The organism is Paenibacillus sp. cl123 (assembly GCF_900101595.1).
In the GTDB taxonomy this organism is placed as follows: Bacteria; Bacillota; Bacilli; order Paenibacillales; family NBRC-103111; genus Paenibacillus_G.
The window spans coordinates 1-19,067 of sequence record NZ_FMYY01000035.1; the positions used below are offsets into that span (position 1 = coordinate 1).

At 57.0% G+C, this 19,067-nt stretch carries 17 protein-coding genes; 14 read left to right on the forward strand and 3 right to left on the reverse strand.

Going from position 1 to position 19,067, the window contains the following annotated elements; genetic code table 11:
• Positions 1-347: 347 nt before the first annotated feature.
• Positions 348-896 carry a signal peptidase I gene (gene lepB / locus BLR08_RS29250; RefSeq protein ID WP_072338109.1) on the reverse strand — a complete coding sequence of 183 codons (549 nt, stop codon included), beginning with the start codon at positions 894-896 and terminating at the stop codon, positions 348-350.
• A 127-nt stretch (positions 897-1,023) separates the two neighbouring features.
• Here lepB and BLR08_RS29255 point away from each other — a divergent pair, with 127 nt between their 5' ends.
• The 8 genes from BLR08_RS29255 (at position 1,024) to yajC (ending at position 9,091) form a co-directional block, all read left to right on the forward strand.
• The gene (locus BLR08_RS29255) at positions 1,024-1,737 is read left to right on the forward strand and encodes a BofC C-terminal domain-containing protein (RefSeq protein WP_072338110.1); all 714 of its coding nucleotides are present in this window, start codon (positions 1,024-1,026) and stop codon (positions 1,735-1,737) included.
• Positions 1,738-1,961: 224 nt separating this feature from the next.
• On the forward strand, positions 1,962-2,465 hold the full coding sequence (gene ruvC / locus BLR08_RS29260; protein ID WP_072338111.1) for a crossover junction endodeoxyribonuclease RuvC: 504 nt from the start codon (positions 1,962-1,964) through the stop codon (positions 2,463-2,465).
• On the forward strand, positions 2,462-3,097 hold the full coding sequence (gene ruvA / locus BLR08_RS29265) for a Holliday junction branch migration protein RuvA (RefSeq protein ID WP_072338112.1): 636 nt from the start codon (positions 2,462-2,464) through the stop codon (positions 3,095-3,097). Before ruvC ends, ruvA begins: the two co-directional genes overlap by 4 nt.
• A gap of 147 nt (positions 3,098-3,244) precedes the next feature.
• Positions 3,245-4,249: a Holliday junction branch migration DNA helicase RuvB gene (gene ruvB, locus BLR08_RS29270; RefSeq protein ID WP_072338113.1), complete on the forward strand. Its 1,005-nt coding sequence runs from the start codon at positions 3,245-3,247 to the stop codon at positions 4,247-4,249.
• Between the two features lie 58 nt (positions 4,250-4,307).
• Complete coding sequence (locus BLR08_RS29275) at positions 4,308-6,443, forward strand: SpoIID/LytB domain-containing protein (protein WP_176835631.1); 2,136 nt, start codon at positions 4,308-4,310, stop codon at positions 6,441-6,443.
• Between the two features lie 89 nt (positions 6,444-6,532).
• Positions 6,533-7,591 carry a tRNA preQ1(34) S-adenosylmethionine ribosyltransferase-isomerase QueA gene (queA, locus tag BLR08_RS29280; protein WP_072338114.1) on the forward strand — a complete coding sequence of 353 codons (1,059 nt, stop codon included), beginning with the start codon at positions 6,533-6,535 and terminating at the stop codon, positions 7,589-7,591.
• Between the two features lie 15 nt (positions 7,592-7,606).
• The gene (tgt, locus tag BLR08_RS29285) at positions 7,607-8,740 is read left to right on the forward strand and encodes a tRNA guanosine(34) transglycosylase Tgt (RefSeq protein ID WP_072338115.1); all 1,134 of its coding nucleotides are present in this window, start codon (positions 7,607-7,609) and stop codon (positions 8,738-8,740) included.
• 45 nt (positions 8,741-8,785) lie between these two features.
• Positions 8,786-9,091: a preprotein translocase subunit YajC gene (gene yajC / locus BLR08_RS29290; protein ID WP_072338116.1), complete on the forward strand. Its 306-nt coding sequence runs from the start codon at positions 8,786-8,788 to the stop codon at positions 9,089-9,091.
• Between the two features lie 155 nt (positions 9,092-9,246).
• On the opposite strand, the gene BLR08_RS29295 is transcribed toward yajC, so the two are convergent.
• Positions 9,247-9,606: a TIGR04086 family membrane protein gene (locus tag BLR08_RS29295; RefSeq protein ID WP_083537568.1), complete on the reverse strand. Its 360-nt coding sequence runs from the start codon at positions 9,604-9,606 to the stop codon at positions 9,247-9,249.
• Positions 9,607-9,758: 152 nt separating this feature from the next.
• Here BLR08_RS29295 and BLR08_RS29300 point away from each other — a divergent pair, with 152 nt between their 5' ends.
• Complete coding sequence (locus BLR08_RS29300) at positions 9,759-10,445, forward strand: DUF421 domain-containing protein (protein WP_072338117.1); 687 nt, start codon at positions 9,759-9,761, stop codon at positions 10,443-10,445.
• A gap of 12 nt (positions 10,446-10,457) precedes the next feature.
• On the opposite strand, the gene spoVB is transcribed toward BLR08_RS29300, so the two are convergent.
• Complete coding sequence (gene spoVB / locus BLR08_RS29305; RefSeq protein ID WP_072338118.1) at positions 10,458-12,038, reverse strand: stage V sporulation protein B; 1,581 nt, start codon at positions 12,036-12,038, stop codon at positions 10,458-10,460.
• A gap of 175 nt (positions 12,039-12,213) precedes the next feature.
• Here spoVB and BLR08_RS32215 point away from each other — a divergent pair, with 175 nt between their 5' ends.
• The 5 genes from BLR08_RS32215 (at position 12,214) to recJ (ending at position 19,048) form a co-directional block, all read left to right on the forward strand.
• Positions 12,214-13,098: a post-transcriptional regulator gene (locus tag BLR08_RS32215; RefSeq protein ID WP_371117864.1), complete on the forward strand. Its 885-nt coding sequence runs from the start codon at positions 12,214-12,216 to the stop codon at positions 13,096-13,098.
• Positions 13,099-13,400: 302 nt separating this feature from the next.
• A complete protein-coding gene (gene secD, locus BLR08_RS29315) occupies positions 13,401-14,633 on the forward strand; it encodes a protein translocase subunit SecD (RefSeq protein ID WP_072338119.1) in 1,233 nt (410 codons plus the stop codon).
• Complete coding sequence (gene secF / locus BLR08_RS29320; protein WP_072338120.1) at positions 14,623-15,564, forward strand: protein translocase subunit SecF; 942 nt, start codon at positions 14,623-14,625, stop codon at positions 15,562-15,564. Before secD ends, secF begins: the two co-directional genes overlap by 11 nt.
• A 95-nt stretch (positions 15,565-15,659) precedes the next feature.
• Entirely contained in the window at positions 15,660-16,601 is a 942-nt protein-coding gene (locus BLR08_RS29325) for a cation diffusion facilitator family transporter (RefSeq protein ID WP_072338121.1), read from the forward strand.
• A 32-nt stretch (positions 16,602-16,633) separates the two neighbouring features.
• Complete coding sequence (gene recJ, locus BLR08_RS29330; protein ID WP_072338122.1) at positions 16,634-19,048, forward strand: single-stranded-DNA-specific exonuclease RecJ; 2,415 nt, start codon at positions 16,634-16,636, stop codon at positions 19,046-19,048.
• The last annotated feature ends 19 nt before the right edge of the window (positions 19,049-19,067 follow it).

Consider the following 19,067-nt stretch of genomic DNA (forward strand, 5'->3'; position numbering starts at 1 on the left):
AACATGGACTCATTGAAATGGAGATCCCGGGCATTGTATTGCCTAAAAACAGAAAATCGCACACTCATCTGTTTAACGTATTTTCACAGAAAAAATCGTACAAATAGATGTAGCCGCATCGCTAATGGATCATGGTTGTACGAAAAAACTTACAAAGTTCGAAGTCGAACATAAGACGGAATCAAAGTCGGAGTGGCCGCTAGGTTAATGTTCGCTCCTTGTCCATCAAGCTATAGCGGCCTTTGGTTCGCGGACTTGCCTAACCAAACAAGCCGACCCGCCCCGGCGTCATACCAGGCGAGTCGGCTTGTTTGAACATTCGGTGGGCGGCAAGACTGCATCGCAGTCTAGAATTTGATGCCGAGCACATGATTGTATGGGATGAAGCCGATCGCGCGGCTGTCTTTGCTATGGTTGCGATTGTCGCCCATCACGAATACGTGATCCTCCGGAACGGTCCATGTCTGGGGGGCGGAAGTTTGCATTTGCTCGTTCAGATAAGGCTCGTCCAAAGGCTGCCCGTTGCGGTACATCTGCTGATTTTTCATCTCCAGCACATCGCCGGGCTTGCCGATCACCCGTTTCACATACATATTCGGGTCATCCACTCCGCTGATCAAGCGAAGCAGCGGGTGCTCGAGCAAATCGTCCTTCAGTGTCCGGGGGCGGTCCACCCGGCTGTCGATAATGACAATGTCTCCGTAGTCCGGCGCGTACCGGAAAGTGTGGGATAGCTTAGATACATAAATGCGCTGCTGGTCGTGAAGCGTCGGGTCCATGGAATGACCCAGCACCTTGGTCGGCTGGAAAATAAACATGCCGATTAGGATCGTTAAAATAAAGGCCGCGGCGATGGAACGGGTCCATGCCCATACTTCTTTTATAAGAGACTGCATCGGTTCGTCAACATCCTTCCCTGCTGCAATGAATCCATATGTCCAAGTATACACAGTTTCCGTATAAACGTCGACACCCATGGCAAAAATAGTAAAAACATTGGAGCAGATAAAGAGGGGATTGCTGATGAAGCTCTACAAATGGTGGAATCATCTGAGAAGACAATGGAAACGCAAGCTGCGTCTGAAGCGAAGGCTGCTGTACCTTGCGACGCTGGCGCTGCTGCTCGGCTCCCTTGCGGCATGGGCATGGGCGACCCGGACGCCGGGAACGACGGACGACACGCGAACATGGCTGCAGCAGCGAAGTCAAGCGGTATTCAGCCATACGCCAGCTGAAGCCAAGCAGCCGGAGGAGGAGGTGCGCAGCCTCATCCGGGGAATGGAAGGCGAGCGGGAGGCGTTCTCGCGCAAGACTTATGTCTGCGGCGAAGAGACTCTAAGAATCGGCATGCTGAGCGCCGAAGAAATTTTGGCTTATTACAAAGAGCATCCTTCTCTGGTCGTCAGCCTGAGCGAAGGAGGAACCGTCTTCTTCACGGAATCGATCGACGACCTGTCGCCGGATTGCAAGGAGCATGCCTATTTCGGTCTGGACGCAAAAGGCAATCTGTCGATGTTCGAGGGGATACCGGGCTCCGGTTCCGAAAATGTGCTGCGCACATTTTTTCAATTGAACATCGGACATTTGGAAAGCAGCCTGCCCAGAGAAACCGTGCGCCAGCTGTACCAGGGGATACGCATCCGCGATCTGGATGACTACAACAGCGTGCTCTCCACACTCAGCGATTTTGCAGTGGAGGAAACGGAGAAGACGATGGGGCAGACGAACCAGCCATAGAGACGGTCCGCACAGCCATCCGCAGATCAGCGGCGGCAGCAGCCCGCATTGGGATAACGAACTTAAGCGTTCGATCCCTATGCGGGCTGTTTGCCGTCCGCCGGCGTACTTTCGCGTGTTCATCGCCCGAGGTTTCTGCTATAATGACAAGTGAATACATATGTTCGCCTTCTGCCGCCGGCTGCGGCGCAAGGCTTGGGAACGTACGGGGGAGTTGCGGGGAATTGCGTATTTTAGGCATTGATCCGGGGATCGCGATTGTCGGTTTCGGATTTATCGATAAGCAGGGACATAAGCTGGTGCCGGTGCAGTACGGTTCTATCCAGACGGAAGCGCACACGGATGACGGGCTGAGGCTGAAGCAGGTATTCGATGCACTGGTGCAGCTTATTGACAAGTACAAGCCGGATGCGGTGGCCATCGAAAAGCTGTTTTTCAATCGCAATGTGACGACGGCGATGACCGTCAGTCAGGCGCGCGGCGTGCTGATGCTGGCCGCTGTGCAGAAGGGGCTGCCGATAGCGGAATACACGCCGCTGCAGGTTAAGCAGGCTATCGTCGGCTACGGCAAGGCGGAGAAGAAGCAGGTGCAGGAGATGGTCAAAATGTTCCTGCACCTGTCGGCCGTCCCGAAGCCGGACGATGTCGCCGATGCGCTGGCCGTGGCAATCTGCCATGCGCATTCGTCGGCGCTCCAATCCAAACTGAACGGAGTTACGAGAAGATGATCGATTTTTTGCGGGGAACGGTAGCTCATCGGGAGAGCGAATATGTTGTGCTGGACGTCCGGGGGGTCGGCTATCGCGTGTTTACGCCGAACCCTTATGCGGTGGGGGCCAAGGATGGGAAAGAAGCCGAGGTGACGATGTACATCCACTATCATGTGCGGGAGGATGCTCATCTGCTGTTCGGCTTCCGTACGAGAGAGGAGCAGTCGCTGTTCCGGCTGCTGCTGGATGTGAGCGGGATCGGCCCGAAGGTGGCTGTCGGCGTGATGGCGGGCGGTCGTCCGGAGACGATCGTATCGGCGATCCGGCAGGAGAATTTATCCTTCCTGACCAAGCTGCCCGGGATAGGTAAGAAGACGGCGCAGCGTATGGTGCTGGACTTGAAGGATAAGCTTGGAGCCTATGCAGCGGCGGTAGAAGGGGAGAACTTTATGGCGACGGGCATCCCGATCGACATGCCGTCCGACGATACGGCCTGGGCGGAGGCGAAGGCTGCGCTGCTGGCGCTCGGTTACACGGAAGCGGAGGCCGACCGGGCGGGCGCTGCTATTCAGCCGAAGCTGACGGGACTTCAGACGACCGACGTGGTGATGAAGCTTGCTTTGCAGGCTTTGTTCACCTTTAAAAATTAGAGGCAGAGAGCCACGCGAGCAGGGAGAGGCATAGAAGGCCGAGCTTCTCTATCACGCGGAGGAGGCTGCCGCAGCACGGGCAGCCGCGTCCCGTCCGCAGGCAAGGGGAAGCGTGCATGCCAGTATAAGGAAAGGAGAGATCCGCCCATGGAAGAACGAATTATTTCGGCCAATCTGATGATGGAAGACGAGATAGCGGAGTTCAGCTTGCGTCCGCGGTATTTGGCCGAATATATCGGGCAGGCTCAAGCTAAGGAAAATCTCAAGATTTATATAGAAGCGGCGAAGATGCGCAAGGAAGCGTTGGATCATGTCCTGCTCTACGGCCCTCCGGGGCTGGGCAAAACGACGCTGTCCAACATCATAGCCAATGAGCTTGGCGTCAACCTGCGGACAACAAGCGGTCCGGCGATCGAGCGGCCTGGTGATCTGGCTGCGATTCTGACGAACCTGCAGGAAGGCGATGTGTTGTTCATCGATGAGATTCATCGTCTCCACCGTACGGTGGAGGAGGTGCTGTATCCGGCGATGGAGGATTATGCGCTGGATATTATGATCGGCAAAGGGCCGAGCGCGCGCTCGGTGCGGCTCGATCTGCCGCCGTTCACGCTGGTCGGGGCGACGACAAGAGTCGGGCTGTTGTCAGCTCCGCTCCGCGACCGATTCGGCGTTGTGAGCCGGCTTGAGTACTATACGGTGGACGAGCTGTCCTATATCGTCAGCCGGACGGCCGATCTGCTGCAGGCGCAGATCATCGGAGACGCCGCTTACGAGATCGGCTTGCGGTCTCGCGGCACGCCGCGTATCGCCAACCGGCTGCTCAAGCGGGTGCGGGATTTCGCCCAGGTGAAGGGCGACGGGATTATTACCCGCGAGATTACGAACATGGCGCTGACCAGCCTGCAGGTCGATCCGATGGGTCTCGATGAGATTGACCACAAGATGCTGCGTGCGATCATCCTTAGCTTTCAGGGAGGGCCGGTCGGCCTGGATACGATCGCTGCCTCCATCGGGGAAGAGAGCCAGACTATCGAAGACGTATACGAGCCTTATTTGCTCCAGATCGGATTCCTGCAGCGGACGCCGCGGGGGCGGATGGTGACTGAGAACGCCTGCCGGCATCTGGGTCTGCCCATGCCCAAGCGTTCGTAGACGGCAGCAATCGGAACTAACTCAACCGGCTTGAAGTCAACCGGGAAGGAGAATACAAGTGAAGACATCAAGTTATAAATTCAGTCTGAATATGGCGGTTTGTACCGCCGTGCTGACGGCGCTTAGCGCGGGCGCATGGCCGGCAGGGACCGGATATGCGGCGGAGGCTGCCCCGAATCCGGGTGGCGGAGCGATCAAGGACGCTGCCGCTGTTACGGAAACCCGGCAGCCTGCAGATAACGTCCGGGTCGCATTATTTATCGAGACAGGACGTTACACGAGCCGCGCATCCGCCGTTACTTTATCGTCGGAGTCCGGGCTGACGGTAGCCCTGCGCGAGGCGTCCGGCCTGAAGCCCGTTCATGCCGCCCAGGGCAAGGAAGCCGTCCGGGCTTACCTGGACGGCTTCTATATACAAGCGCTCGTAACCCCGGATTCGGCTGCCGCATCCGCCAAGCTCCAGACGCTGAAAGCCGCGGGGACGCATGCAGGAATTATAGCGAGAGTCAAGCAGGGGAAACAGCAGTATACGGTTTATCAAGGCCCCTATGCCAACCAGGCGGCCGCCGATGCAGCGGCGAAGGGCGTCCAGGGAGGGGCGGTGCTTGGTCCCCGCCATCTGAATGCGGGTATGTTTGCTACAGAGGCCGAGGCTGCCGCTCAGACGGCGGCGCTCGTGCAGGCAGGCTTCGAGGCCGATGTGGCGGTGACGGCCGGCGGCTTTGCCGCATTCGTCGGCGCAGAAGCGGATGAAGCCGGACTGGCTTCGCTTCGCACGAAGATAGCTGCGGCTTTGCCGGCCGTACAGCTGTCAGACGTGGCTCCGGGTCAGGCCTATGTACTGAAAAGGTCGGAGCTTATCCCTGGCGAGCAGGGCTTGCAAGCCGCAGCCGCCTTGATCGCCGGAGGGGACGCCAAGCTGTGGAGCCTTCCGGCGAACGGAGCAGGCGGGGGCGTTAAGGTCGCGGAGCGGTCCGGCCGTTCCTACCGCGGCGGCATCGAGGTGTCGGCATTTGGCGGGAAGCTGGCTGTCATTAACGAAGTGCCGATGGATTCTTATTTGTATGCGGTGCTCGGGTCGGAGCTGAGCCCCTCGTGGCCAATCGAAGCCTTGAAGGCGCAGGCGGTCGCCGCCCGCACCTTTGTAGGCAAGCAGGGCAATAAATATGAGATCGCTCATGTAAGCGATACGACGCTGGATCAGTTCTATAAAGGCATCGAGGCTGAATTTCCCGCCGCTCAGCAGGCTGTGGACGCGACCAGGGGCGAGGTGCTGACCTATAAAGGAGCGCTGATCGATCCTTTGTTTTTCTCGAATGCAGGCGGACTGACGGCCGATTCCACGGAAGTATGGGGCAATCCCGTACCTTATCTGGTTAGCGTACCCTCTCCCGATGAGGGCGCGCAGAACGGCAAGAAGCTTTGGTACCGGATCGTGCTCCCGAGCGGCGCCATCGGTTATATTCATTCGGATTATGCCAAGGATACCGGACAGAAAAATGCGGCCGGATTCCCTATCTACGAAGCGAACGCGGCTGATGTCAACATCCGCTCGGCTCCCTACGTCGATAATACGGCCAACCCGGCGATAGCCAAGACCGAGGCCGGCAGCCGTTATGTCGTTATCGGCGAGACGATGGAGTCAAATGCATACTCCTGGATACGCGGACCTTATGACGCAGCCAAGCTGAAGGAGTTGCTCGGAGGCTCGCTCCCTGCAAGCGCAGCCGGCGGGGTACGCAGCCTGGAAGTCTCCAAGCGGGGACCGTCGGGAAGAGCGCTGGAGGTATCCGTCAACGGAGAAGCAGTCAAGTCGTCTTATCCGGATGCGCTGCGGTCTCTTCTTGGCGGATTGCCGAGCACCCGGTTTGAAATTGAGGAATGGGGACGCTATACTATACAAGGAGCCGGAGGAGCATCCCGCGACGGGAGCTCGGGCCAGCCTTTGTATGTCGCCGGCGGCTCGGGGGCCGTTCAGGCTTATAAGCCGGAGCAGTTTTTCGCCTTGAGCGGAGACGGAACGGTGAAAGCCGTATCGGTCAAGCCGCAGTTTGTGTTCACTGGCAGCGGATTCGGCCACGGGCTTGGCATGAGCCAGTGGGGCGCCAAAGGATTAGCCGAGCTCGGCCATGATTACACGTATATACTGAAAACCTATTACACGGGCGTTGCATTGACCAAGTCAGCGCCATGATCCGTCGCCATGTGACGCGCGGCGGGCTCTTCTGCGGGCCTGACGCGCGCTGAGGCGAACTATATAAACCAAGGGAATGAGAACAATCCATGCAAGTCGATTTGTTTGACTACGAGCTCCCTGAATCCTTGATCGCCCAGACGCCGCTGGCAAACCGCACAGCGTCCCGGCTGCTGACGCTGGATAAGCGCACCGGGGAGATCGGGCATCATGGGTTCGAGCAGCTGGAGCAATATTTGCAAGCCGGGGATGTGCTCGTGCTCAATGACACGAGGGTAATTCCAGCCCGGCTCTTTGGCGTGAAGCCGGATACGGGGGCAAAAGCCGAGGTGCTGCTGTTAAAGCAGCTGGAAGGCGATGCCTGGGAAGCGCTTGTTCGTCCGGGCAAGCGGCTGCGGGCCGGAGCCCGTATACAATTTGGCGGAAATTCCGATGACGGGCAGGACGGCGGGAAAGAACCGCTGCTGACGGCGACTGTGGAATCGGAAGGCGAGATGGGAACGCGCGTGCTCCGCTTCTCGTATGAAGGCATTTTCAATGAAATTTTGGACCGGCTGGGCCATATGCCGCTGCCTCCTTATATCAAGGAGCAGCTGCCGGAGAGAGAACGCTACCAGACCGTATACGCCAAGCATCAAGGCTCGGCGGCGGCCCCGACGGCAGGGCTTCATTTTACGGAGGAATACCTGCATAGGCTGGAACAAAAAGGTATACAATTAGCGTATGTTACGCTGCATGTGGGGCTTGGGACCTTTCGTCCCGTCGCCGCGGATACGATCGAAGAGCATGACATGCACGAGGAATATTATGAAGTAACCCCGGAGACGGCGCGGAAAATCAATGAGGCGAGAGCCAGGGGCGGCCGTGTGGTCGCGGTCGGAACGACAAGCGCGCGTACGCTGGAAACAGCGGCGCGGGAGGACGGCACACTGGAGGCGGGCAGCGGATGGACGGGCATTTTCATCTATCCCGGCTATCGGTACCGTATCGTGGATGCGCTGCTTACGAATTTTCATCTGCCCAAGTCCACGCTGATGATGCTTATCAGCGCGCTGGCTGGCCGCGAGCGGGTGCTGGCTGCCTATAAGGAAGCCGTCGAGCGGGAATACCGGTTTTTCAGCTTTGGCGACGCCATGTTTATCTATTAAAGGAAGTGACCCCGAATGGCTATTACTTACGAACCTATTAAAACCTGCAAGCAGTCCGGCGCAAGACTAGGGCTAGTGCATACGCCGCACGGCACGATAGAAACCCCTGCTTTCATGCCCGTAGGCACGCAGGCGACCGTGAAGACGATGAGTCCGGAAGAGCTCAAGCAGATGGACGCCCATATTATTTTGAGCAATACGTATCATCTGTTTCTCCGTCCGGGTCATGACATCGTCAAGCGCGCGGGCGGGCTGCATAAGTTCATGAATTGGGACAGGCCGATTTTGACGGACAGCGGCGGCTTCCAGGTGTTTTCGCTTAGCGAGATGAGGAAAATTACCGAGGAGGGCGTGCAGTTCCGCTCTCACTTGAACGGGGACAAGCTGTTTATTTCGCCCGAGAAGTCGATCGAAATACAAAATGCGCTTGGGTCCGATATTATTATGGCGTTCGACGAATGTCCTCCTTATCCGGCAGACCATGCCTACGCGAAGCAATCGCTGGAGAGAACGACGCGCTGGGCGGCACGCTGCCTCGAAGCTCATAGCCGCAAGCACGATCAGGGACTGTTCGCTATCGTCCAAGGAGGGATGTACGAGGATTTGCGCAAGCAGAGCGCGGCCGAGTTGACTTCCATGGATTTCCCGGGGTATGCTATTGGAGGATTGAGCGTCGGCGAGCCGAAGCCGCTGATGCTGGAAGTGCTGGACTACACCGTTCCGCTGCTTCCGGCGAACAAGCCGAGATACCTGATGGGCGTCGGATCGCCGGATGCGCTTGTCGAGGGATCGATCCGCGGGGTCGATATGTTCGACTGCGTGCTGCCGACCCGGATCGCGCGCAACGGCACCGTGATGACGAGCGAAGGACGACTGGTGGTGCGCAATGCCAAGTATGCGGAGGACTTCGGTCCGCTCGACCCGGCTTGCAGCTGCTATACATGCCGCAACTATTCGCGTGCGTATATCCGGCATCTGATCAAGGCGGATGAGACGTTCGGCATCCGGCTGACCACTTACCATAATTTGCACTTCCTGCTTGAGCTGATGCGCGGCGTGCGTCAAGCGATCCGCGAGGACAGGCTGCTTGATTTCCGGGATGAGTTTTTCGCCCGCTACGGGATTGACGAGCATAGCAAAGGGTTCTAATCAACCATTATATAGAGCTGTTATTCAAAAAGGGAGGAATCGTTTATGTTTTTGGCAACGGCAGAACAGGCTCCGGCCGGCATCGAAAGTTATTTGATGACCTACGGGCCGCTCGTTCTTATGTTCGTGGTTTTGTATTTCTTGTTGATCCGTCCGCAGCAGAAGCGTCAGAAGACGCGGAACATGATGCTGGGCAACCTGAAGAAGGGGGACAAGGTCACTACGATCGGCGGCCTTCACGGCACTATTCTCGAGTTGACGGACGATACGGTCATCCTGAGAGTCAACGACGTGACCAAGCTCACCTTCGAACGCTCCGCCATCAATGCGGTTCAATCCTCTTCAGAATAACTGCGCTGACCGGCGCTTCGGCCGGCTTGCCAAAGAGAAGACCTGTATCTGCGAATTTCCGCAGGTACAGGTCTTCTCTGCGTATAGGGCCGGATGCTCCGCCGCGTATCCGCTTCGGTATTTGAGCCGGCAGCTTATTCGATGTGGGCGGCGGGTTATTTCTTGACATTGACGCCTACCATCCCTCCGAATGCTCCGGCTGCAAGCGCAAGCCCGGCGATCATCATCAGCTCGCGGGTTATGCTGCTGTCATAGGCCAGGAAGCCGATCAGCCAGACGACAAAGGTATACATAATGCCAAGCAAGCCGCCGCGGTACCAGCCTTTGGATTCGCTGCGCTTGCCGGTTACGAATCCTCCCGCTGTCAAAGCAAGCCCGTGGATGATCAGGGTGACCGCAAGCCAGGAATTTTCAGACAAGCCGGTGCCGAGCATGAGAAGCGAAGCGAGCAGCGTACCGATAAGCGCGACGCCGGCGGAAAGCATCAAGCCGGATAAAAGCGGCGAACGACTCATAGGACCGGGAACCTCCTCCATATCATCATGTTTCATTGTATGGGCTTGCCTGCGGGAATAGTACAAGTCCGGTTACCAACATTTCACCCGAATGCCGAATCCCGGCCAAGGCCAGAATACGTGAATAAACCGACAGGCGGGAGGCATGTCTCATGGAGCTGTGGACTTTGTTCTTGCGAACGATCCTGGTTTATATCATCGTGTTTTTGACGATGCGCATCATGGGCAAGCGGGAAATCGGCAAGCTGTCGATATTCGATCTGGTCATCTCCATCATGATCGCGGAAATCGCCGTGTTCGTGCTTGAGGACGTCGGCAAGCCGATGATCGAGGGGCTTCTGCCGATGGTCACGCTGGTCGCCGTACAAATTCTGATCGCCTATGTCTCGCTGAAAAATGAAAAAATTCGCCGCTGGATCGAAGGCCGGGAGGCTCCGTTGATCGAAAACGGCAAGCTCAACCGCAAGGAGATGGCCCGGCAGCGGTACAACCTGGACGATCTGCTTCTTCAGCTGAGGGAAAATAAAGTCATGAATCCGGCCGATGTGGAGTTCGCTATCCTGGAAACGTCGGGCAAGCTGACGGTCAAGCCCAAAGAAACGCCTGCAGCCTCGAATGGAAGCGATTCGTCTGAGCCGAAGCGGGCCTTCCGGTACGAAGGGCTGCCGCTTCCGCTGATTATGGACGGCATAGTGCAGGAGGAGAGCTTGAGCAAGCTTGGCCAAACCCGGTTTTGGCTGAAAAAGGAGCTGCGGGCCAGAGGAATCAAGGACTTCAAGGATGTTTTTTTCTGTTCGGTCGATCATCGGGGCAAATGGTTTATCGATAAAAACCGGTAAGCGGCCGGCGGGCTACTTCACAAATTTTTTGCTCAGCCACAAAATCCGGAAGAAGTCTTGGCGGTCGATCAGCCGTGTCAGCAGGGCCAAAACCAAATAGAGCATAAAGCCGGCTGCGCACGCGGCCAGAAAACGGCTCAAGCCGTCTTCAATCCAGGGCGACTTCATAAGCAGCGCGCTGACGAGACCTGCGCCGGCCATACTGATACCGGCCTTTACGAAGTCAAGTCCCGACATCTTGAACTGCAGCAGTCTGGCTACGCTGTATCCATGCAGGATGGTGACAAGCATAATGTTGACCGTGATGGCGACGATAGCCCCCAAAATGCCGAATTCGGGACGGCTTGCCAGCCAATAGATCAAAGACAGCTTGACCGCAGAGCCGATAAGCGTGTTGATCAGCGCGGCCCCCGGCTTATCCAGCGCTTGAAGCGCCGCCTGAAGAGGAGCCTGCAGGTAAATAAACAAAGCTGCTGGAGCCATCAGACGCAGCATGGCGCCTACCTCTGGCTGGGCATACATATAAGTGCAGATCGGCTCGGCCAGCACATACATGAGGATGGAGAACGGGGCGCCGGTCACAAGCGCCAGCCGGAGCGACTGGTGGAGTCTCATATGGATGGTTTTCATATCTCCTTTGGCCGCGGCTTCGGAAAGCGAAGGGATCAAGGAGACGGCAAGCGAATAAGTGAGCGCGCTGGGCAGCATCAGAACGGGAATCACCATTCCTTGCAGCGCTCCGTACTGGGCGGTAGCCATGGCGGTTGCGACGCCGGCGGCGGCCAGACTTTGCACGATCAGGATCGATTCGAGAAAATAAGAGCCGGAGCCCACCAGCTTGCTGCCGGTCACGGGGAGAGCAAGCCGCAGCAGCTGCTTGAAGTTGGAGGGACCTCCGAAGGCGGGCTTTCGCTTGCTGCTTGTCTGCGCGGCCGATAAGGAAGCTGCAGGCTTTTGCTGCTTGAAGTCACGCTTGTACAACAGCAGCAGCACAAGCATCGCCGCGATCTCTCCGGCCAGCACGCCGACCATGGCTCCCGCCGCGGCATAAGAGATGCCGTAAGGAAGCATCATGTAAGCGAAAGCAAGCACCGTGACGATCCGTACAAGCGTCTCCGTGACTTGGGAGAGCGCTGTCGGGATCATGTTCTGCCTACCCTGGAAATAACCTCTGTACACCGAGGATACGGCCACCAAAGGAACGATGGGCGTCATGCATAAAAAGGTGTAATACACCCGAGGATCGGTGAACAGATGGTCGGTGATCCACCGCGCGCCGAACAGGATAATCCCGGTGAACGCAAGCCCCAGGGTGCCGGCGAGCGTAAGGGCGATGCGGAATATGCTCCGGACACGCGCTTCGTTGCCTTCCGCCTCGGCCGCCGCGACCAGCTTGGCCACCGCAACGGGAATGCCGCCCGTGACGACCGTTAGAATAACGACGAGAAACGGCCAGCCCATCTGATATAAGCCGATCCCTTCCGCTCCGATAACCCGGGGAAGGGCCATGCGCGGAATAAAGCCCAGGATGCGATTGATAATACCGGCGGCGAGAAGAATCATTGTTCCTTTGATGAAGGTTTGTTTGGTCAAGGGGATAACCTCTTTTCTCACGGCTGGAGTATAGTAATGGATATGCGGGACCAGTGGGACAGCATGCACACATTTTTATACAAGCCCTGCTTGGCCGCCAAGCAGGAGATTCGCGCTCAGCAGCGAATACATACAGCACAAGCACAGAACGGCTTCGCATCGGGAGGGATAACGCATGGGGGACGACGGCAAACAGATGGGGGCGCCGCGGCGGTCGGCAGATGAAGATCCGGGGCATGAAGCAGACCTTGGAGCGGCGGAAGCGGCAGCCGGGAAGCATGAGGACTGCGAGCTGCAGGAAACCGAAGAGCCGCATCAGGCAGAGGGATTGCATCAGACGAATGACCGCCACGAAGCGGGTGAGTTGTTTCAGACGGAGGCTTCGCATCGGACTGACGGATTGCATCAGACGGATGATCAGCACGACACGGACAGGTTGATTCAGACGGAAGATCGCGAGGAGGCTGTCTCGTTGACGGCAGCGGATGCAGATCAGATACGGGACCATGCTTTGCCGGATAAGCCGGCGGACTCGCAAGCCGAGATTCCTTATATGGAGCGTTTTTATGCGGCGGAGCCGGATGCGGGTTTCCCTGAATTCCCGGTTCAAGAGAGCGAGGCTGCGTCACAAGACGGTGAAGAGGATAGGGACGGAGCGGGCGGCGAAGGCGAGACGGACGATGGCGAGGACGGTTCGGAGGCCGGGACTGCAGGACATGCTGAGGCTGCCGCGGCCGCGGCAGCCGCCGTTTTCGTGCTGGAGGCCGGCTCAGGGCGGGAAGACGAGCAGCACGACGCAGAGGAAGAAGAGCCCGTGATGAGCGGCGAAGAGCTGAGCATGATGATTGAAGAGATTTGTACAAGCAAGGCTCAGGAATTCCACATGCTGGGCTACGAATATGTGACGGGCTCGGAAGTATGGGAGTGCGTCAGCGATAAATACCGCAAGCAAGGGCTTCCTGCGCTCCACCGGATCGTGAATGATATTTTGTCGCTTAAAGTAACTTCTTTTATGAACTGGGTGGCGATGAGCGCGTACAAGGACTCCGGCCTCAGGTAAGAAGCCGCTGAAACATTCCCCCTTTAGATAAAGGTACAGTCCTTCAAAAATGAGAAGGCGCTGTATCTTTTTTTGGCGTAGCCGGAATTTTTAACTTTCTACAGAACAGAACGGAACGAAGCATGCGGGAAATTTTCTCTAAATCGTATAGCATGCAATGGAGGGAATACAGAAAGGCATAATTTTGAGAAGCGGCAGGCGCGCATCCGCGGATAATCTGGTTTTCATGGGTCAAAAAGGCAAATTGACTCGATTTTCGCAGGTGGGTATAATAGGACTATTGAGTGTGGAAGGAGATCCTTATGGACATCAAACGCATCGTTGCTTTTCTAGCGATCATCCTGATCGTATTTACTTCGATCGGGCTGTCGAGCCCTGAGCTGGTCAAAAACGTCAAGCTGGGTCTCGACTTGAAAGGCGGTTTCGAAATTTTGTACGTGGCGGAGCCTATCGAAGCCGGCAAGACGGTGAACAAGGATTCGCTCACCCAGACGGCTATCAGTCTGGAGAAGCGTGCCAACTCGCTGGGGGTCACAGAACCGGAAGTCACGACAGAGGGAACGGATCGCATCCGTGTGAAATTCCCGGGGGTTAGCAATGAAGAGGAAGTTCGGAAGGTCATTAAAGAACCGGCGGAGCTCACATTCCGCGGGCCGGACGGGACCAAGGAAATGCTCGGCAGCGACTTCGTCGAAGGAGCGGCAACCGTACAGTTCGATCAGACGAATCGCGCGATGATCGCTATCGAAGTAAAGGATAAAGAGAAGTTCCGCAAGGTGACGGAAAAGCTGCTCGGACAACCTCTGGCCATCTATCTGGATGAGACCCTGCTGTCGGCGCCGAGGATTCAAGAGGTGCTGCCGGACGGCAAGGCGACGATAACGGGCAATTTCACGTACGATGAAGCGAAGAAGCTGGCCGATACGATCAATCTCGGAGCGCTGCCGCTCAAGCTGACGGAAAAATATACGCAGAGCGTGGGCGCTACGCTGGGCTTGTTATCGCTCCATCAGACGGTAAAGGCCGGGCTGATCGGCTCCGTCCTTATTTTGCTGTTTATGCTGTTCTTCTACCGGATTCCGGGACTGGTCGCAGCGATTTCCATCATCACGTATGCCTGGCTGCTGCTGCTCGTCTTCGAGCTGGTCAATGCCACGCTGACGCTGCCGGGTATTGCCGCCTTTATTCTCGGGGTCGGGATGGCGGTTGACGCCAACATTATTACAGCAGAACGCATCAAGGAGGAGATCCGCAGCGGCAAGAGCATTCTGTCGTCGCTCAAGGCGGGCTCCAAGCATTCGTTCCGTACGATTATGGATGCGAACATCACCAACATCATTTGCGGTGCGGTGCTCTTCTACATCGGGAACGGCGCGATCCGGGGCTTTGCGCTGACCAATATGCTAAGTATTGCGCTCAGTATCGTAACCAACATTTTCTTCGCGCGGCTATTGCTTATCCTGCTGATTCGCGCCAATGTATTCAAGAAGCCTTCTTACTTTGGCGTAAAGGAGTCGGAAATAAGTGCACTCTAAAACCAAACATGTAACCAATACCCATGATTACTTTAAAAACTATTTCGATTTCGTCAAGCACCGGAAATACTTTTATGCCGTATCTCTGATTATCTGCTTGCTCGGCATAATTATGCTGTCCTGGAAAGGTCTGAACTACGGGGTTGACTTCCGCGCAGGGACGTCGATGGACATCTCGGCATCACAGTCCTTCGACAAGGCCAAGGCCGAGGAGCTGCTGAAGGCAAGCGGCGCGGAGCCGGAGACGATTACGCTGGGCGGCGAAAATGGGACAAGACTGTCGGTTCGCTTCGGTGACATTCTGGACGATGCTACCGTCCTGAAGGTCAAGCAAGGCTTTATCGCAGCGTATGGCGACACTGTCTCCCAGGAAGTGAATACGGTGACCCCGGACATGGCGATCGAGCAGCAGAACAAGGCGCTGCTGGCTATCGGGGTGGCGAGCGTAGCGATAGCGCTTTATGTGACGATCCGTTTTGAGTGGCGCTTTGCGCTCGCTTCCATTATCGCGATCCTTCATGACGCCTTTGTCGTCATCAGCTTCTTCGCCATCTTCCGGATGGAGGTCAATCTTCCGTTTATGGCGGCGATTCTGACTACGATCGGGTATTCCATCAACGATAAGATCGTTATTTTCGACCGGGTCCGGGAAAATCTCCGTTTTGCCAGACTGAAAACGACGGAGGATTTGTCCAATATGCTGCATGACAGCATCTGGCAAACCATGAAACGGAATATCAATACAGTTATTACTGTTCTGATCGCAGCGGTGTGTCTGCTGATTTTCGGCAGCCCGGCTATCAAGCTGTTCGCGCTTGCGAAAATCATCGGTTTGACCAGCGGCGCTTATTCATCCATTTGTATTGCAGGTCCGCTCTGGTACGAATTGAAAAACAAAGCGCTGGGTTCGAAGAAAAAGGCCGCTGCGTAAGCAAACATACTCTTGCCGTCGCGTCAACCCATATGCGGCGGCTTCTCTCTTTTTCACCGCTGGGCGGATATCACTTTTCATAGAGGAGTGGCTCCATGACTGAGGATAGGTACAAGCAGGCGGCAGGCGCCTGGACGGGAATCGGGTTTCAACTGGCATTGGCGGTGGTGAAAGGAGTGTTCGGATTGGCGGCGCAAAGCAAGGCGCTGCTGGCCGACGCTCTATATACGGGGGCTCATGCCGTAGGCGCGATAGCCGCCATGAACGAAGGTCGAACCGCATCTTCCCGGGAGGCTTCCCCCATCTCGAAGTCCGGGTTGAGCCCGGTGGCGACGATTTTGCTGGCCGTACTGTTTATGGTGGGCAGCGTCGAAATCGCTGTCACAGCGGTCAAGTCGATCCTGCAGGGGGTCGAGCATCCCCCGAGAATGACCGCACTTATCATTATCGTAAGCTCCATCATCGTACAGGAATTATGGGCCCAGTATCAGCGGCGGGTCGCTTCCCAAACGGGCGGATCGCAGATTTCCCCGGCGACTCTTGGACGGCGAGGCGATTTGCTCGCATCGCTCGCAGCCTGTATCGGCATCTCGGGCTCGTGGGCTGCCAGCTACGCAGGTCTTCCCGCCTTGTACATGCTTGATCCGTTGGCGGGTATCATTATTGCGGCTTCCGTCATGGGGAGAAGCTACCGTCTTTTATTGAGCGGAGCGCAGCGCACTCAGCCGAGAACGCTGCATCAGGAGGATGCCCAGGATCTGCTGGAAACGGTCCAGCGCATTAAGGGGGTCATCTCGATCGACGATCTGCAGGCCAAGGAAGAAGGACATTATGTCCGGGTCGACGTGAAAATAAGCGTGAACCCGCGGATCACGATATATGAAGGACATGAGATTGCCAAGACGGTCAAGCAGGTTTTGATGAAGCGATTTATTCACGTGACCGATGTCATGGTGCAGGTGTTTCCCTATGATCCCGGCTATCCGTACAAGCATGGGAATGTGGAGCATGATGACATGCCTACGCTGCTTCATTGACAGAAGGGCAATTCATAAGGAGGCTTTACCGGATGCTGCAAGGAAAAGCAAGATGGACCGTCGGCCAAGCGGAAGAATGCGAGGCCCAGGCCCAGGTGCTTGAGAAGGAATTAAACGTCTCTCCGTTGCTGTCGCGCTTGCTCGCGGTTCGGGGATTTACGGATGTCGGGCTTGCGGCTGAATTTTTACACGGAGGAACGGATCAGGCACATGATCCGTTCCTTTTGGACGGCATGGAGCAGGCGGTGGCGCGCATCCGCCGGGCAATTGAAACTGACGAGAAAATCCGGATTTACGGCGATTATGATGCCGATGGCGTAAGCAGCACCTCGCTTATGGTCAGCTTGCTGGGTCAGCTTGGCTGCCGGTTCGACTATTATATTCCTCATCGTGTGCAGGAAGGCTATGGGCTGCATATCGGGGCCATCGACGCCGCCAAGGAACAAGGCGTAAGCCTGATCGTGACCGTCGACACAGGCATTAGCGCTGTGGAACAGATAGCTTACGCCTCTTCGCTGGGCATTGATGTCGTAGTGACGGATCATCACGAGCCGCCTGAACAGCTTCCCGAAGCCTGCGCGCTCGTTAATCCGAAGAAGCCGAACTGCCCGTATCCGTTCAAGCATTTGGCCGGCGTAGGGGTTGCCTTCAAGCTGGCGCACGCGCTGCTGGGCCGCTGGCCGGATGAGCTGCTGGAATATGTGGCGATCGGCACGATCGCCGACCTGATGCATTTGTCGGGCGAGAACCGGGTCATGGTCAAGCGGGGAATCGAGCGGATGCGCGGCACGACGAACGCGGGTATCCGCGCGCTGCTGGAGGTAGCCGGCGTTGCCGTGAAGGAAGTCAATTCGACGCATATCGGGTTTGCCCTGGCGCCGAGAATTAATGCGAGCGGCCGGCTGCTGAGCGCGGATGCGGCTGTCAAGCTGCTGACGACGGACAATGAGCAGGAAGCCAACCAGCTGGCGGACAGCCTGGACGCGCTGAACAAGGAGCGTCAGCGGATTGTCGACGATATGACCCGGGAAGCCGCAGGCATGGCCGAGCAGCTGAAAGACGACAAGGGCGACCCGCCCCACGTTCTTGTGCTTGCGCAGGAGGATTGGAATGTAGGCGTTATCGGAATCGTAGCTTCCAAGATGGTAGAGCGGTATTATCGCCCGACGATTGTGCTTGGCATCGACAAGGAGACGGGCATGGCCAAAGGCTCGGCACGGTCCATTCCGGGTTTTGACCTGTACCAGGCTTTGACGCATTGTCATGGGTTGCTCGATCATTTCGGCGGACATCAGATGGCTGCAGGGATGACGGTGGAGAGAGGCTCGCTGCCGGAGCTCGCGAAGCAGCTGAACGAGCTGGCCCGCCAGTGGCTCGGTCCCGAGGACTTGATCCCCAAGATTGAGGCCGATCTGATCTGTGCGGCGGAGGAGCTTACGCTCGAAAATATTCAACAGCTGGAACAGCTCGGGCCGTTCGGCATGGGCAATCCCGTCCCTCGTATCATGCTTACCGGCCTTAACCTCGGCGAGATGAGGACGATCGGCAAGGAGAGGAATCATCTGAAGCTGACGCTAACGGATCAAGGCGCGAGCATCGAGGCGATCGGCTTCGGCAAGGGGGCGCTCTCGGAGTGGATCTCTCCGTCGGCGAAAGTTGATGTGCTGGGCGAGTTGTCCGTCAACGAATGGAACGGAATCCGCCGGCCCCAGCTGTTGATCCAGGACCTGCGTATTGGCGAGGTCCAGCTGTTCGACTGGCGCGGAGCGACCAAGCCCGAGCGCAGGGTTGCCGAGCTGCTGGATAAATGCAAGCGCAAGCCTCCGGGCGAAGCGGGCAGCAAGACGCCTCCCGCCATTGTCGTCTTCGGCCGTATACCGCCCCCCGCGCTAAGGCCCTTCGCAGCGGAGACGGCGATCTGGACAATGGACATTCATCTGGACATTCACCCGCATACGGAACAAGCTCGCTCGTCGGCGCTGTCCGAAGCGGAGGATATTATCGTCTTCAACGTCCCGGACAAACTGGAGCAGATCGAGGCATTGTCCGAGCTGGCCCGCTCTGTAAGACGTTATTATGCCGTGTTTGGGGAAACGGAGAATGACCGCCAAGCCGGGATAATGCCGGGGCGGGATATGTTCAAGTCCGTCTACGGGGCCGTCGCCATGCTGGAGAAGACGGGCGAGGACGCTGCCGGCGCAGGCTTCTGTCAGACCGTAGCCAATCGCACCGGCTTATCGCCTTCCTTGGTCAGCTTTATGCTGGAGGTATTTGCCGAGCTGGGGATTGCCGCCAGGACGCCCGGAGGAGGCTACAAGCTCGTCCCGGCCGCCGCGAAGCGCGAGCTGTCGACGTCCTCGCTGTATCAAGCCAGAATGAGGCGGCCGGAAGTTGAACAAACTCTGCTGTACTCCTCGGCCAAGGAGCTATTGGAGCGATTCGCCTGAGTTTGGCAGGCAACAATGG

What these genes read in the sequence shown, in the direction of transcription:
- BLR08_RS29255 (WP_072338110.1), top strand. Translation starts at nt 1,024, where the DNA reads ATGAAGCTCTACAAATGGTGGAATCATCTGAGAAGACAATGGAAACGC.
- BLR08_RS29325 (WP_072338121.1), top strand. Translation starts at nt 15,660, where the DNA reads ATGACTGAGGATAGGTACAAGCAGGCGGCAGGCGCCTGGACGGGAATC.
- secD (WP_072338119.1), top strand. Translation starts at nt 13,401, where the DNA reads ATGGACATCAAACGCATCGTTGCTTTTCTAGCGATCATCCTGATCGTA.
- BLR08_RS29300 (WP_072338117.1), top strand. Translation starts at nt 9,759, where the DNA reads ATGGAGCTGTGGACTTTGTTCTTGCGAACGATCCTGGTTTATATCATC.
- BLR08_RS29295 (WP_083537568.1), bottom strand. Translation starts at nt 9,606, where the DNA reads ATGAGTCGTTCGCCGCTTTTATCCGGCTTGATGCTTTCCGCCGGCGTC.
- tgt (WP_072338115.1), top strand. Translation starts at nt 7,607, where the DNA reads ATGGCTATTACTTACGAACCTATTAAAACCTGCAAGCAGTCCGGCGCA.
- ruvA (WP_072338112.1), top strand. Translation starts at nt 2,462, where the DNA reads ATGATCGATTTTTTGCGGGGAACGGTAGCTCATCGGGAGAGCGAATAT.
- queA (WP_072338114.1), top strand. Translation starts at nt 6,533, where the DNA reads ATGCAAGTCGATTTGTTTGACTACGAGCTCCCTGAATCCTTGATCGCC.
- ruvB (WP_072338113.1), top strand. Translation starts at nt 3,245, where the DNA reads ATGGAAGAACGAATTATTTCGGCCAATCTGATGATGGAAGACGAGATA.
- yajC (WP_072338116.1), top strand. Translation starts at nt 8,786, where the DNA reads ATGTTTTTGGCAACGGCAGAACAGGCTCCGGCCGGCATCGAAAGTTAT.
- BLR08_RS32215 (WP_371117864.1), top strand. Translation starts at nt 12,214, where the DNA reads ATGGGGGACGACGGCAAACAGATGGGGGCGCCGCGGCGGTCGGCAGAT.
- recJ (WP_072338122.1), top strand. Translation starts at nt 16,634, where the DNA reads ATGCTGCAAGGAAAAGCAAGATGGACCGTCGGCCAAGCGGAAGAATGC.
- lepB (WP_072338109.1), bottom strand. Translation starts at nt 896, where the DNA reads ATGCAGTCTCTTATAAAAGAAGTATGGGCATGGACCCGTTCCATCGCC.